The organism is Streptomyces sp. NPDC001068, assembly GCF_042897315.1.
Lineage (GTDB): Bacteria > Actinomycetota > Actinomycetes > Streptomycetales > Streptomycetaceae > Streptomyces.
Map to the genome: position 1 here is coordinate 250,998 of NZ_JBIAYD010000011.1, position 14,843 is coordinate 265,840.

A 14,843-nucleotide genomic window follows, 5' to 3' on the forward strand; every position below is an offset into this window, starting at 1 on the left:
GGCGGTGGCACCGCGACAGACCGCCGCCACGCGGCCCGACAGCCCCTGGCTGCGCACCTTCCGGCCGCCGGATCCCTCGGCCCCGGTCCGGCTCGTGTGCTTCCCGCACGCCGGGGGCGCGGCCAGCTACTTCCGGGACTGGGGCGGCCGGGAGCTCGCCGGGGCCGAGGTGTGGGCCGTCCAGTACCCGGGACGTGAGAACCGGATTCGGGAGGAGTTCCCGCCCGATCTGCACACCCTCGCCGACCAGGTCACCGAGGAGCTGAGCGGACTCCTCGACCGGCCCGCCGTCTTCTTCGGGCACAGCATGGGCGCCGTCGTCGGCTACGAGGTCCTGCGCCGCCTGACTTCCGGCGGCCGGGGAGGCGCCGTACGCCACCTCGTCGTCTCGGGGTGCGGCGCCCCCCAGCGGGTGCGCCCCTTCGCCGGACAGGAAGGCGCCCATCTCCTCGACGACGACCGGCTCGTCGACCTCCTCAAGGAGCTGGGCTCCGGCAGCGCGGGCCTGCTGGACGACCCGGACATGCGCTCGGCCTTCCTGCCCGCGGTCCGCGACGACTACCGCATCGTCCAGTCCTACGTCCCGCGCGCCGGCGGCCCACCCCTGCGGACCGACGTCACCGCGTTCGTGGGCCGCCAGGACGAGGCGGTCGGCGTCGGCGACGCGGGCGCCTGGGCCGGCGCGACCCGGGGCCGCTTCACACTCCGCACCTTCCCCGGCGGCCACTTCTACCTGGGAGAACACCCGGACGACGTCCTGCAGGCCCTGCGCGAGGTCCTCCGTCCCGCCACCGCGATCGACACCGGGAGAGTTGATGAACGTTGACCTGTCCGACCCGCTCCTGTACCAGGACTCCGATCCCGGGCCGGTCTGGTCGCGGCTGCGCGCCGAACACCCCGTCTACCGCAACCAGCGGGCCAACGGGGAGCACTTCTGGGCGGTGATGACCCACGACCTGTGCACGGACATGCTGACCGACCCCCGCGTGTTCAGCTCCCAGAACGGGATGCGCCTCGACTCCGACCCGCAGGTCCTCGCCGCCGCGGCCGGCAAGATGCTCAACATCACCGACCCGCCCCGGCACGACAAGATCCGCAAGGTCGTCAGCTCGGCGTTCACACCCCGCATGGTGAGCCGGCTGGAGGCCACCATGCGCAAGACGGCCGCCAAGGCCATCGACGAGGCGCTGGCCGCGGGGGAGTGCGAATTCACGCGCGTCGCCCAGAAACTGCCGGTCTCGGTCATCTGTGACATGCTCGGCGTCGCGCCCGCCGACTGGGACTTCATGGTCGAGCGCACCCGCTTCGCCTGGAGCTCCACCGCCCTCGACGAGGCGGAGGAGGCGGCCAAGGTCCAGGCCCACACCGAGATCCTGCTCCACTTCCAGGACCTCGCCGCGGAGCGCAGGCGGGAGCCGAAGGACGACCTCATGAGCGCCCTGGTGTGCGGCGAGATCGACGGCGCCCCGCTGACCGACCAGGAGATCCTCTACAACTGCGACGCCCTGGTCTCCGGTGGCAACGAGACGACCCGGCACTCCACCGTCGGCGGACTGCTCGCCCTCATCGACAACCCGGACCAGTGGCACCGGCTGCGCGACGAGCCCGCCCTCATGCCCACGGCGATCCAGGAGATCGTGCGCTACACCTCGCCCGTCATGCACGCGCTGCGCACCGCGACCGAGGACGTCGAGTTGGGCGGGGAGCGGATCAGCGCCGGGGACCACGTCGTCGCGTGGCTGCCCTCGGCCAACCGCGACGAGAAGGTCTTCGACGACCCGGACCGCTTCGACATCGAGCGCGATCCCAACCGCCACCTGGGCTTCATCCAGGGCAACCACTACTGCATCGGTTCCTCGCTCGCCAAGCTCGAACTCACGGTGATGTTCGAGGAACTCCTGGCACGGGTCGAGGTCGCCGAACTCGCCGGACAGGTCCGCCGCCTGCGCTCGAACCTGCTGTGGGGGTTCGACTCGCTTCCCGTGAAATTCGTTCCGAGGGCCTGAGGAGACACCCCCCATGACCGCGCCGACCGCCCCCTCGATCGACAAGTACCTGGGCACAAGCGTCCGTCTGCTGCCCCAGACCGACCAACTGCGCGCCCTGCACACCGCGATCCGCGACCGGGACGCCCGCCGCGAGGACTTCGTCCGCTACTCGCGCCGGATCATCCGCCTGCTGATCGAGGCAGGCATGGACCTGCTGCCCTTCGAGCCGCACGAGGTCCGCACCCCGACCGGCGCCGCCTACCCGGGGCTGCGCTTCGCCTCCGGGCTGTGCGGGGTCACCGTGGTGCGCGCCGGGGAGAGCATGGAGGACGAACTGCGGGACATCTGCCCGGGCATCCGCATCGGGAAGATCCTCATCCAGCGGGACGAGACGACCAAAGAGGCCCGCCTCTACTACACCGCCCTGCCCACCGACATCGCCCGGCGGCACGTCCTGCTCCTCGACCCGGTCATGGCGACCGGCGGGACCGCGCTGTCGGCGCTGCGGGTACTGACGGACCTCGGCGTGCCCGAGGAGAACATCGTCTTCGTCAACTTCATCACCGTCCCCGAGGGCATCACCGCCGTCTGCGAGCAGTACCCGCGGGTGCGGATCGTGACCTCCGCCATCGAGGAGCGGCTGAACGAGGACGCGTGGATGCTGCCCGGCATCGGGGACTTCGGGGACCGCTACTTCGGCACCGACGCCTGACGCGTGCGCGGCCGGCCCGGAAGACCGTGGAACGACGACTGATCGAAGGATCGACATGAAGGCCGAACAGGGTCCGTTTCTCTTGCTGAACACCAAGGAGATCGTCTCGCGCCTGCACGAGTGGTTCCCCGACGCCGCGCGGGAGCTGGTCGTGGTGACCACGAGAGCGGACATCCCCTCCGCCGATGTCGCCGCGTACGCGGAGCGCTTCCTCCACATGGAGGTGGTGCCCAACCTCTGGGAGATGCCGGACGACGAACTCCTCGCCCTCGCGCGGCGGTTCGGCGTACGACGGATCCTGTCGCTCGGCGAGCGCGAGGTGCTGCGCGCGGCGCGCATACGGGCCGAACTCGGCCTGCCCGGCCAGAGCCTCGCCTCGGCCACGGCGTACCGGGACAAGCACGTCATGAAGTCGACCCTGGCGGCGGCGGGCATCGACGTCGCCCCCATGCGCAGGTTCCGGACCGGTGACGAACTCGCCGAGTTCACGTGGCAGGTCGGCTTCCCGGTCGTCGTCAAGGAACTCGACTCCGGCGCGTCGAACGGCACCGTGGTCCTGATGGACGCGGAGGACCTGCGCGCCCTCCCGGAGCGTGCCACCGGAACCCCCCGGCTGGCCGAGGCCTGGGTCGAGGGCGACTTCTACCACGTCAACGGCCTTATGAAGGACGGCGAGGTGGTGCTGGCGGTGCCCTCCCGCAACCTGTACTCCGACTGGTTCTCGGTCGCCTACGACGCCCCGACCATGACGGGGATGATGCCCGACGAGGACCCCCTGTCCGAGAGGCTGCGCGGCACCGCGCGGCAGGTCGTGGCCGCGCTGCCCGCCGTGCCCGGCCTGTGCGCCTTCCACCTCGAGCTGTTCCACACCGCCGACGACCGCGTGGTCGTCTGCGAGATCGCCTGCCGGGCGGGCGCGGCCCTCGTCACCGACGTCCACGAAGCCGTGCTGGGCATGAACTTCTACGGCGCGAGCCTGCTCGGCCAGGCCGGACGCGGTGACCAGGTCGAGATCCACCCGACCGGCGAACGGCTCGGCTTCGTCTGGTTCCCGCCGGCCAAGGGAGTCCTGCGCGTGCTGCCCGACACGTGCCCGCTGCCGGGGACGGTGAGCTACCGGCCCTGCGGCGACGTCGGGCGCAGTTACGGCAGTGCCCCCGGACTCGGCCGGCCCGTCGCCGAGATGGTCTTCCGGCTCACCGAGCCGGACACCGGGGCGGAGCTGCGGCGGATCGAGGAGTGGTGGGACGACAACGTCGTCTGGGAGCACCGGACCAACGCGGTGCCCGAGCGCTGGAAGACGCCCCGAAGGAAGCCGGCCGACGCGTAGCGGCCCGGCGATCGGACCGGAGGATTTGTGTACGAACTACTGAAGACGATCATGGTCGAGGATCTGGAGGTGGAGGCCGACCAGGTGTCCCCGGACGCGAGCCGCGAGGACGCTGGCCTGGACTCCCTGGCCACCTTCGAACTCTCCCTCGCGCTCAGCCAGCGCCTCGGCGTCACCATCACCGACGAGGAACTGTTCGGGCTCAGGACGCTGGCGGACATCGCCGAGTTCATCGAGAAGCGCGCCGCGGACCTGCCGGGTTCCCCGGGAGCAACCGGATCCGAGGCGGCGGACCGAGCCGAAGCCCCCGAGGACGCCGGGCTCACCCGGCTGCTCGGTGGCGGGGAAGGCCTCCACCCCGGCGGCCCCGCCCCCGCCCACCAACTCGCCCGCAACGAGACCCCGTTCCGGCCCCCCGCGTCCGTGCTGGACGCGATCACCCGCGCCGCCGCCGAGGCCAACCGTTACCCGGACCCGGACTGCGGAGCGCTGCGCGCCGCGCTCGCCCGGCACCACGGCCTCTCCCCGGACCGCGTCGCGGTGGGCGCCGGATCGATCACACTCCTCCAGGCACTGCTCACGGTGACCGCCGAACCGGGAGCGGCGGTCGCCTACTCGTGGCCGTCGTTCGACGGCTACGAGGTGCTCGCGGACCTCGCCGGATTCCGCACGGTACGGGTCCCTCTGGCCGAGGACGGGCACGACCTCGACGCCCTGGCCTCGGCGGTCGACGAGCACACGCGCCTGGTGCTGCTCTGCAACCCCGACAACCCCACCGGCACCGCGTCGGACGAGGCCGGCCTCCTGCGGTTCCTCGACGCCGTCCCGCGCACGTGCCTGGTCGTGCTCGACGAGGCGTACTGCGAGTTCGCGCGCGACCCCGGCCTCGGCGCCCGCCTCGTCGCCTCGTGGCCGAACCTGATCGTCGCCCGCACCTTCTCCAAGGCGTACGGCCTGGCCGGCCTGCGCGTCGGTTACATGCTCGCGGATCCCCGCGTCGTCTCCCGGATCCGGCGAATGATCATGCCGTTGAGCGTCAGCGACATCGCCCAGGCCGCCGCCGTCGCGTCGCTGGCCGCGGAGACGGAACTCCTCGGCCGGGTCCGGCACACGGTTGCCGAACGTGAACGTGTCCGGGCCGCGATGCGTGAGATGGGATTCGACGTTCCGCCTTCGGAGGCGAACTTCATCTGGCTGCCGCTCGGTAGCCGTACGCAGGCGTTCGTCCGCACGTGCGCGTCGGCGGGGGTCTCCGTGCGGCCATATCCGGACGAGGGCGTCCGAGTGACGATAGGGACCGCGGAGGAGAACGACGCGTTCCTGGCAGCGGCCGGGCAACACGGGCTGGAACCGGGTGCGGTCGACTCGGACTAGTCGTCACAAGGAAGCGAGATGAGCAGCCGGTGAACTCAGTTTCCCAAGGCGGCACGGGGAAATTCGTTGTGACCAGTGTGTCGTCGGACGCCCATATGTGGAACCTCGTGTTCCTTCAGCTGTTGCTCGAGGAACACGGTGGGCAGGTGGTGAATCTGGGCGCATGCACTCCGGACGAGCTCATCATATCCGAATGCATCAGGGTCCGACCGGACACCTTGGTCATCAGCACGGTAAACGGGCACGGTCACATCGATGGCCTGCGCCTGATCAGGAAGATCCGCCAGAACGCGGAGCTCGCCCACCTGAGAGTGGTCATCGGCGGCAAGTTGGGCATTCACGGCTCCCGGCACGGGGGATTCGGAGCGGAACTGGTCGCCAACGGCTACGACGCGGTATTCGAAGCGGACGGCGAGTTCAACCAGTTTCTCGACTGTCTCGGACTGTTGCCGTCGACACCGAAGCAGATTCCCGTACCGAGAGCCTGGAGCATCTGATGTCGACTCGCCCGAGCCCCGGACGCTTCACCCGGTTCGTCCGGAATGCCGCGAGCGAGGGGAAACTGGTCGTCCAGCCGCGGATGGGGTTCGGCACGGTCGATCAGATGGGCGCCGGACTCAAGGCGGTCGGCGGGGTCGGCGCACCCACGGTAGGTACCATCACCGTTGACAGTTACACCCGGATGAACGATCACGCGTCAGCGCTTCTCGCCCTGGAGAGGGCCGAGGACCTCAATGGATTCCCGCTGGTGACGCATGGCGCGGCGGTGACCCGCCAGATGCTCGCCGGAATCGCGGGAGACGACTTTCCGGTTCAGGTGAGGCATGGATCGGCATTACCGGGCGAGTTGTTCGCGAGTCTGACGACGGCCGGCATCGACGCCACCGAAGGCGGACCCGTCTCCTACTGTCTGCCGTACAGTCGCGTCCCGCTGGCGCGAGCCGTCGCCGCATGGGCGGAATGCTGTGAGATGCTCGCGAGAAACAGTGAACCGGTGCATCTGGAGAGCTTCGGCGGATGCATGCTGGGGCAGTTGTGCCCGCCGAGCCTGCTCATCGCCCTGAGCATCCTGGAAGGCTTGTTCTTCCGCGAACACGGCCTGCGCGACATTTCCCTCAGCTACGCTCAGCAGACTCATGCGCAGCAGGACATCGAGGCGCTTTCCGTCCTGCGCGCACTGGCCGGCGACTGGCTCGGAGACACCGACTGGCATTGCGTCCTGTACACCTACATGGGTGTTTATCCGCGCAGTCGGCAGGGGGCATACAGGCTGCTGGAGGCGAGCGCGAGGCTCGCCGTCCGTTCCGGGACCGAGCGGCTGATCGTCAAGACCGCGGCGGAATCCAGCCGAATCCCGTCCATCGCGGAGAACATCCAGGCCCTGGAATTCGCAGCGTCGGTGGCAGAGCAAGAAACGGTGGTCGAACCGGCCGCAATTCCGGATTCCGGGATCTACGAAGAGGCTCAGGCCATCATCACCCACACGCTGACTCTGGGAAGCGACGTGGGATCAGCGCTCATCCGCGCGTTCGAACTCGGGCATCTCGACGTCCCGTTCTGCCTGCATCAGGACAATGCGAACCGCTGCCGGGCTCGGATCGACGGCCGCGGCCGGCTGGCCTGGGTCGACCCGGGAGCAGTGCCGATCCCCCAGGCCCGCAGCCTGAGCGGAAACCGGCAACGGGTCACCGCCCAGGGCCTCATCGACATGCTCAGCTACGTCGAGCGGCGTTACGACCGGGAAGAACTGACAGGACAGCAACGTCTCGCTCCGCAGAACCGGAGCGGCGCCGCGCCCTGACCGGGTACCGGGCACCGCCCGGCAGGTGGCTCGTACCAGCACGTGTCCGTGGCGTGTTCTGTACGTCACTTCATCGGCACTCTTTCAGCACCTGCCTCACCGTACGATCGGCCGTCCGTCTAGTGCGTGACCGTCGAAAGGCAAGTGCCCCCGGCATGGCGTACTCAGCGCAAGAGCACCAATCCACGTCCCTGGCAGATCTCTCGTTCGAAGCCTTCGGAGTGATGACGGCTCGGCGCGGGGCCGAGAGAGTACCCCTCGGTCCTCCACGACACCGAGCCGTCCTGGCGCTGCTTCTGATACGGCAGGGTCAGGTGGTGCCCGCCGATCAGCTTGTCGACGAACTGTGGGGTGACCGCCTCCCCAGGCGTCCGCAGGCCACCTTGCAGACGTACCTGTCGCACCTGCGGCGTGTGCTGACAGGGCAGCACGGCCCCAGCGCCCCGCTGCGCTACCAGGCTCCCGGATACGTCCTGACAGTCGAGCCGGACAGCTTCGATCTGTCCCGGTTCGAAGGTCTCGTCGCCCGCGGGCAGCGCCATGTGGCCGACAGCCGTCTCCAGGCCGCTCGTGAGGTGTTCGACAAGGCGCTGCGCATATGGCGGGCCGATCCCTTCCTGGACCTCGTGGCCTACGGTCCGCTCGCGGAGGAGAGCGCGCGCCTGAGCCTTCTGCGGACCACCGCCGTGGCGGCACACGCCGACGCGCTGCTCGCGCTCGGCGAAGCCGGTGACGCCGTCGCGCTGTTACGCCGTGAGGTGTCCCTGCACCCCACCGACGAACGCCTGGTCGGCAGCCTCATGACGGGCCTGTACCGCCTGGGACGGCAGGCCGAGGCGCTCCAGCTGTACGACCGGACGCGCGCCCACCTGTCCGATGAACTCGGGGTCGCTCCGGCCCGCGAACTGCAGCACGTCCACCTGGCCCTGCTGCGTCACGAACTCGACGACCATGCGCCCGCTCCGGCCTCCGTCGAGGTGCCGGACCGGCCCCGCGACGCGGGCGCGGCCGACGCTCCGGCCGAGCGCAGGGCGGACGGCGCGGCCGTGCCCGAGGGCGAACAGCGGCGTGCGGCGGCACCGACGGTGTACTCGGCCTTCCCCTGCCGCGACGACTCCCTCGACGCGCTGCGGTCGTTCATCACCGGCGCCCTGCGCGGAAGTGGACACATCACCGCCGTCGTCGGCGAGGCGGGCGTCGGGAAGACCGAACTGGTGGCACGAGCCACCGCGGAAGCGGAGCCGCGGTCCCCCGACGCGGAGGTCATCCGTGTCAACTGCCGCAGCGCCGAGGGCACGCCCGACGGCTGGGTGTGGCAGCAGGTGCTGCGCCGGCTCGAGATCCCGTACGGGGTGGCGTGCGACGGCCTTCGCGGACAGCACGTCCTCTATCCGATGACAACGCTGTCCGGACCCGGCGCCGACCTCACCGAACACCCTTCGACCGAGATGCACTTCCTCGCCCAGGATGCGCTGTGCGAGGCGATCCTCCGACGTGCCGACGACAACCCGCTGCTGCTCGTCCTCGAAGACATGCACTGGGCGGACCGTCTCACCCTCGACGTGCTGGGACTGCTCAGCAGCCGCATACAGGGGCGGCCCGTCAGCGTGGTGATCACGGTCCGTGAACCCGGTCTCGGGGCCGGGATCGACTCCGACGGTCCGCTCGTGGACCTCCTGGCCGACTCCCGCACCAAGGTGGTGCATCTGGACGACCTCGCCGAGGAAGACGTCCAGGCCGCGGTCACGGCCCAGGCCGGACCCGGCGTCGACGCGTCCGTCGTGCGTGCACTGTACGAACGCAGCGGCGGCAACGCCTACCTCCTCAACCAGTTGCTCGCCGACGCGGGCGGAGCACGGCGCCTGCACGATCCCCGCGTGGCCGACGTCGTCCGCGCGGGCATCCCGACGGGGATCCGCAGCATGGTGCGCAGGCGGTTCGCCGGACTGCCCCCACGAGTCCTGGAGATCCTGAAGTGCTGCGCCGTCCTCGGCACCGAGGCGACACTGACCTCGCTCACCGGCATACGGGACAGCGGCGAGGCCGACCACGATGTCCTGGAAGAGGTCCAGCGGACCGGACTCGTGCGCAGCGACCTCGACCACCCGCACCGGCTCGCCTTCCGCTACGACCTCATCCGCGACGTCCTCCTGGCGGAGATGCCCTACCAGGAGCGGGCGGCACTGCACGCCCGCGCGGTCGGCGTGCTCAGCGCCCGCCACGGACGCTCGCCCGAGGCGAGCGATCAGGTGGCCCGGCATGCCTGGCAGGCGGCCCTGACCCTGCCGGCGGAGGACGTGGTGCCGCACCTCACGCGCGCCGGCGAACAGGCCATCGGTGACGGCGACTACCAGCGCGCGCGGACGTGGTTCGAGCACGCGCACACCTTGCTCTCCGCCGTGCCGGCGAACGGCGACGCGGCATCGGAGCAGACGCTGGAGCTGCGCACCAGGCTCCTGTACACGACGGTCCTCACCCGTGGTTACGCCGACCGCGAGGTGGAGGTGGAGGCCGAGCGCATCCGGAAGCTGTCCGCCGCCACCGCGGGCCGTACCACCGAACAGGCCGCGCTGCTGCTTCAGCAGTGCGTGGCCGAACTGGTCACCGGACGGCACGCCGAGGGCGCCTGGCACGTGGAGCAACTGCGTGCTCTCGCGGAGCGGTTCGGTGACCCGGAGATCCGGTTCTACGAAAGGATCGCCTGCGGGTTGCTGCAGCTGCCCAGTGAGGCCGCCGACGCGCTCACAGCCCTGACCGAGGCGGAGCTGACGGCCGAGGAGCTGAGCCCCGAACGGCGGATCGCCATGACCCATCAGTCGCAGCACGACCCACGGTTCCTGGCGATGAACCATCGAGTCCTCACCCTGTGGCTGCTGGGCGCCACCGACGAGGCGCTCGCGCTGTGCGACACCCTGCTCGTGGCCACCGGCCGGAACGGCACACCGGTCGACCGGGCGAGCGCGCACTACTTCCACGCCCTGGTGGCGGCACTGGGCAAGGATCCCCACAGGGCGGCGGTCTCCAGCGGGCGGGGTCTCCAGATCGCCCGCGCCCACGGGCTGAGCCACTGGACCGCCATGCTCCAGGTGTGCCAGAGCTGGGCGCAGCAGCAGACCGGCGAGCCCGGCGCGCTCGGCTGCCTGGAGTCGGCGGTCGACGAGTTGCGCGAACGACGTCTCCTCATCCGTCTGCCACTCCATCTGGGCCTGTTGGCCCAGGCACAGCAGAGCAGCGGAGCGATCGAGGATGCCAGGAGGACATTGCGGTCGTCGGCCGCGGAGATCGAATCCCGCGGAGAGTTCGCCTACGTCAGCCGCGATCTGCCGATCGCCCGCCCGCGCCCCCGGACCTCCGTGTCGTAGCGGCCGGATCGAGCCGCCCGCAAGGATTCGGCAAGCGGTGGCGAACGGAAGGCAAGCTCTTGGGAGAGGCATCCTGGCATGCTCTGTCCCACAGTCCGGCGCCGCGACCTGCGAGGCCACCGCTCAGCCGTCCGTGGGTTCACCTCTCAGCCGAGCGCGTGCCTGTTCGGCCTCGGGGTGACCGAGTTCGTCGAGGATCCGCGCCGCCTCCCGCCACAGGGACAGGGAGGCGGCGCGGTCTCCCCGGGCCTCGTGGGTGTCCCCGATGTGCAGGAGTGTGTCCGCCTCCAGGTAGTGGTCGTTCATGCGCTGGTAGAGCTTCAGCGCGCTCTCGTAGCAACGGAGGGCTTCCTCGTGGTGACCCATGTGGTGGCGGGCGTACCCGAGGCTGTCCCAGGCCGCGGCCTCGCCGTTGGTGTCGCCGATCTTCTGGTGCAGGGCCACCGCTCGGGTGCACTCGGCAACGGCCTGCGGGTAGGCACCGTGGAGGATGTAGGTCCATCCCGTCTCGTTGAGGGCGAGCGCCTGCCCGGTGAGGTCGTCCGCGGACCGGTACAGGTCCAGGGCCTGCGCATAGTGGCGCAGAGCCGCGTCGTGTTCGTCGCGGCAGTTGGCCAGGAAGGCCAGCGAACGATGCACGCGGGCCCGGCCGTTGGGGTTGTCGAGTGCGGTGAACAGTGCCATCGCCTCGTGGAGTTCGGTGTGGGCCCGGTCGTACTGGGCGAGGCGCCCGTAGGCGAACCCCAGCGACCGCCGGGCCTGCGCCTCACGAAGCCGGTCCTGGAGCAGCAGGGAGGACTCCACGGCGATGGACTGAATGTCGATCTGGTCCTGCCAGCGGCCCCTGCGGTCCAGGTACAGCTCCAGGGTCTGTGCCAGCAGCCACGCCCGGGCCGGGTGGCCCATGCTCTTGGCCTGGCCCACGGCGGACATCAGCACGGGCAGTTCCCGCTCCAGCCAGGTCGCGGCCGAGTCCGGGTCCGTCAGCGGGTCGAGTTCGACGCCCGGTTCCATGGGGGCGTCGGGGGCGGCGTCGATACGGTGGGGCGTCAGCGCGGTCGCGGCGGCGTGCGCGCCGTGGACATAGTGGTCGAGCAGGCGCCGCACGGCGGACCCGCGCGTGTCGGCGTCCTCGTGGTCCTGGATCTGCTCGGACGCGTAGATCTTGACCATGTCATGGAACGCGAAACGATTCGGCACCGGCCGGATCATCAGGTGGACGTCCGCCAGCTTGGCCAACAGGGTCATGGTCCGGCGCACCGGCAGCGCGGCGAGACTCGCCGCGGCCGTGGCGGACATCTCCGGCCCGGGGTGCAGGGACAGCAGCCGCAGGAGCCTTGCCTCCTCGCGCCCGAGGCCGTCGAGGGACCAGGAGAAGACGGTACGCAGGTCGGTGTAGGGGTCCTCGTCGGCGAAGGCGTCGAGGCTGCAGTGGTTGGCCCGGAGCTCGGCGGCTATGGAGGCGAGGGGGAACCCGGGCAGGGTGGCCGCGCGCGCCGCGATGATCGCCAGGGCGAGTGGCAGCCGATGGCAGAACTCGACGATCGCGTCGACGGCTTCGGGTTCGGCGGTGGTCCGGTCCTGGCCCAGGTGACGCGCGAGGACTTCACGGGACTCCGCCTCGCTCAGCGGCCCGAGGATCAGCGGGGCGGCCCCGTGGGTGGCGACGAGGCCACGCAGTTGGGCGCGGCTGGTGATGACGACCAGGCAGGTGGAGCTGCCCGGCAACAGGGGCCGTACATGCTGCGCGTCACGCGCGTTGTCGAGAACGACCAGAACCCGACGGTCCGCGAGGATGCTTCGGTAGAGGGCGACCTGGGAGTCGACGCTGGCCGGCAGGTGCCGTGCGGACACGCCCAGCGCGGTCAGGAAGGAACGCAGGGCTTCGGCGGCGGTCACGCAGGGCCCGCTCACGTCGAAACCGCGGAGGTTGACGTAGAGCTGGCCGTCGGGGAAGCGGTGCGCGAGGCGGTGTGCGAGATGCACTGCGAGAGCGGTCTTGCCCACGCCCGCCATTCCCTCAATGGTGTTGATCACCACATGGCTTCCGGATTCCTCGTCGACTTTCTCGAGATCGCTGATGATCCGGGCCAGTTCGTCCCGGCGCCCGACGAATGCGCGCAAGTCCAGGGGAAGTTGTGTGGGGCGAACCGTGTTCGGCACATTCGGCCGCCCAGGCGGAGACTGTGGCGTCGTGGACCCGGAGAGTTCCTTCGGGGAGGCCTCGTGGCGCCCGTCCCGCGGAATTGCGGCTCCTTTCGATTGGCGCAGCAGACCGGCGTGGGCAATGCGGAGTTCCGGGCCCGGCTCGATACCGAGCTCGGTTCTCAACCGCAGACGCATCTCCTGAAACAGCCCGACCGCTTCCGCCTGACGGCCCGTCTGGGCGAGCGCCCGGATCAGCCGGGCGTACAGCGACTCGTCCAACGGATACTGCGCGATCGCCCGCTGCAGCAAGGGCAGAACCGGGGCGGGCGTGCCCAGCGTCAGCATCAGGTCGGCGCCCTCGCGCAGGGCCGCCAGGTGTTCGCTGTCCACGGCGGAGAACAGTGGATGCACCCGGATGTCCTGCGGAACTCCCTGTGCCGCCTCTCCGCGCCAGAGGGAGAGTGCCTCGGCGTAGAATTCCGCGGCGCCGCTCGCCTCGCCGCAGTCGGCGGCATCGCGGGCGCGGGCTACAAGATCACGGAAGTGCAGCAGGTCGAGGGTGCCTGGGTCCACATTGATGCCGTACCCACCGGCACGGCGCGCCAACAGGTCGCCCGGGGCACGGGGAGGAAGTCCGGGCTCCAGCAATTTCCGCAGCGAGCCGATATGACGGCGGACGACGTTCACCGCGCTGTTCGGCGGATCTCCGTGCCACAGAATGTCAACGATCTGGCTCAGACCAATGGTCTGCCCGGCGTGCAGCAGAAGCAATGCCAGCAGAGTGCGCTGTTTGGGCGGCCCCAGGGATAACTCGGTGTCTTCTCGCCAGACTTTGACCGATCCCAGGACCGCGAACCGCACGTGATGTTTCTCGTCGTCTTTCATTTCCACAAGTCCCGATAGGAGGATCCTGACCTCAGGCTCAGCTCGTCCGACTCACATGACACCAAGAGTGACTCGCGAGGGGCCTGAGATCCAAACAGCGGCGGTGCCGAAATGGCCGAAGCGAGCCGGTCGGCCCGAGCGGTGACGTGGGTGGTCGGCCGGCCGAGGGGTGGGCGGAGTTGCCCACGCGTGACCGGCACACGGCCGACCGCCTTCAGTGCCCGGAACCATGTGTGACAGCCGGGATGCCGCACGGCGACGCTCGGTACCGACACCGAGTGACCGTCTGCGCACCCGGCGAAAACGCCCTCAGCTGCTCTTCGGAACGGGCTGGCACTTCGGGCAGAAGTAGGAGGAACGGTTCATGAACGGGGCTCTCCCGATGCTCGTTCCGCACCGGTTGCATGCCTGGCCGGAGCGCCCGTACACGTTCAGATCGCGGCTGAAATAACCGGACTGGCCGTTGACGTTGACGTACAGGCTGTCGAAGCTGGTGCCGCCGACGGCGAGGGCCGCGTTCAGCACGTCCCGTACATGGCCGAGGAGTTCGGCGGTACGCGGACGGGTGAAGCCGGCGGTCGGGCGGTCGTAGTGGATGCGGGCGCGCCAGAGCGCCTCGTCCGCGTAGATGTTGCCGACCCCGCTGATCAGCGACTGGTCGAGCAGTGCCCGCTTGATGGTCGACCGCTTCCGGCGCAGCGCCTGGTGGAAGGCCTCGTCGTCGAACAGCGGGTCGAGGGGGTCGCGGGCGATGTGCGCGATGACGTCCGGCAGTCCGTCGAGCGTGTTGTCGTGCAACGACAGTCCGCCGAACGTGCGCTGGTCCACGAAGCGGAGTTCGGTGCCCAGGCCGTCGCCGAACCGGACGCGGACACGCAGGTGCTTCTCGTCCGGCGCCTCGTGCGGCTGCACCAGCAGCTGACCGCTCATGCCGAGGTGCGCCAGGATCGACTGGTCGGTGTCCTCCAACGGCAGCCACAAGTACTTGCCGCGACGGCTCGGGGTGCCGACCCGGTGCCCCTTGAGCCGGTGCGTGAAGTCGTCGGGGCCCGCGAGGTGCCGGCGCACGGCACGCGGGTGCAGGACCTCGGTCTCGGCCACGACCCGATGGGCGACCCATCGCTCCAGGCCACGCCGTACGACCTCGACCTCGGGCAATTCGGGCATCGCGTCTCCCGTGCAGGACCCTGGACGTTCCGAGCGCCCGGCCCCGTGGTGGGGCCGGGCGCTCGGAACGTCGCGC

At 69.9% G+C, this 14,843-nt stretch carries 10 protein-coding genes and 1 pseudogene; 8 read left to right on the top strand and 3 right to left on the bottom strand.

Annotated features, from left to right (window positions below; genetic code table 11):
• The first annotated feature begins 4 nt into the window (after positions 1-4).
• From ACFY3I_RS30170 to ACFY3I_RS30205, 8 genes are all read left to right on the top strand, one after another.
• Positions 5-826, top strand: a complete 822-nt coding sequence (locus ACFY3I_RS30170; RefSeq protein WP_390864265.1) for a thioesterase II family protein — start codon at positions 5-7, stop codon at positions 824-826.
• Positions 816-2,006 carry a cytochrome P450 gene (locus ACFY3I_RS30175; RefSeq protein WP_390864267.1) on the top strand — a complete coding sequence of 397 codons (1,191 nt, stop codon included), beginning with the start codon at positions 816-818 and terminating at the stop codon, positions 2,004-2,006. The genes ACFY3I_RS30170 and ACFY3I_RS30175 overlap by 11 nt, the downstream gene beginning before the upstream one ends.
• Positions 2,007-2,019: 13 nt before the next feature.
• Positions 2,020-2,700, top strand: a complete 681-nt coding sequence (upp, locus tag ACFY3I_RS30180; RefSeq protein WP_390864269.1) for a uracil phosphoribosyltransferase — start codon at positions 2,020-2,022, stop codon at positions 2,698-2,700.
• Positions 2,701-2,755: 55 nt separating this feature from the next.
• Positions 2,756-4,030 (top strand): ATP-grasp domain-containing protein, encoded by a 1,275-nt coding sequence (locus ACFY3I_RS30185; protein ID WP_390864271.1) that lies wholly within the window; start codon positions 2,756-2,758, stop codon positions 4,028-4,030.
• Between the two features lie 27 nt (positions 4,031-4,057).
• Complete coding sequence (gene hisC / locus ACFY3I_RS30190; protein ID WP_390864273.1) at positions 4,058-5,404, top strand: histidinol-phosphate transaminase; 1,347 nt, start codon at positions 4,058-4,060, stop codon at positions 5,402-5,404.
• 29 nt (positions 5,405-5,433) lie between these two features.
• Positions 5,434-5,901, top strand: coding sequence for a cobalamin B12-binding domain-containing protein (locus tag ACFY3I_RS30195; RefSeq protein ID WP_390864275.1), 468 nt, complete (start codon positions 5,434-5,436; stop codon positions 5,899-5,901).
• Positions 5,901-7,205 (top strand): methylaspartate mutase, encoded by a 1,305-nt coding sequence (locus ACFY3I_RS30200; protein WP_390864277.1) that lies wholly within the window; start codon positions 5,901-5,903, stop codon positions 7,203-7,205. Before ACFY3I_RS30195 ends, ACFY3I_RS30200 begins: the two co-directional genes overlap by 1 nt.
• A gap of 224 nt (positions 7,206-7,429) precedes the next feature.
• Positions 7,430-10,567 carry a BTAD domain-containing putative transcriptional regulator gene (locus ACFY3I_RS30205; protein ID WP_390864399.1) on the top strand — a complete coding sequence of 1,046 codons (3,138 nt, stop codon included), beginning with the start codon at positions 7,430-7,432 and terminating at the stop codon, positions 10,565-10,567.
• 123 nt (positions 10,568-10,690) lie between these two features.
• Here ACFY3I_RS30205 and ACFY3I_RS30210 read toward each other — a convergent pair whose 3' ends face one another.
• The 3 genes and pseudogenes from ACFY3I_RS30210 to mutM form a co-directional block, all read right to left on the bottom strand.
• A complete protein-coding gene (locus tag ACFY3I_RS30210) occupies positions 10,691-12,691 on the bottom strand; it encodes an ATP-binding protein (protein WP_390864400.1) in 2,001 nt (666 codons plus the stop codon).
• Between the two features lie 207 nt (positions 12,692-12,898).
• A pseudogene (locus tag ACFY3I_RS30215) lies at positions 12,899-13,600 on the bottom strand (BTAD domain-containing putative transcriptional regulator); the annotation flags it as partial.
• Positions 13,601-13,909: 309 nt separating this feature from the next.
• Positions 13,910-14,767 carry a bifunctional DNA-formamidopyrimidine glycosylase/DNA-(apurinic or apyrimidinic site) lyase gene (gene mutM, locus ACFY3I_RS30220; protein ID WP_390864279.1) on the bottom strand — a complete coding sequence of 286 codons (858 nt, stop codon included), beginning with the start codon at positions 14,765-14,767 and terminating at the stop codon, positions 13,910-13,912.
• Positions 14,768-14,843 lie beyond the last annotated feature (76 nt).

What these genes read in the sequence shown, in the direction of transcription:
- ACFY3I_RS30175 (WP_390864267.1), top strand. Translation starts at nt 816, where the DNA reads ATGAACGTTGACCTGTCCGACCCGCTCCTGTACCAGGACTCCGATCCC.
- upp (WP_390864269.1), top strand. Translation starts at nt 2,020, where the DNA reads ATGACCGCGCCGACCGCCCCCTCGATCGACAAGTACCTGGGCACAAGC.
- ACFY3I_RS30185 (WP_390864271.1), top strand. Translation starts at nt 2,756, where the DNA reads ATGAAGGCCGAACAGGGTCCGTTTCTCTTGCTGAACACCAAGGAGATC.
- ACFY3I_RS30200 (WP_390864277.1), top strand. Translation starts at nt 5,901, where the DNA reads ATGTCGACTCGCCCGAGCCCCGGACGCTTCACCCGGTTCGTCCGGAAT.
- ACFY3I_RS30205 (WP_390864399.1), top strand. Translation starts at nt 7,430, where the DNA reads ATGACGGCTCGGCGCGGGGCCGAGAGAGTACCCCTCGGTCCTCCACGA.
- mutM (WP_390864279.1), bottom strand. Translation starts at nt 14,767, where the DNA reads ATGCCCGAATTGCCCGAGGTCGAGGTCGTACGGCGTGGCCTGGAGCGA.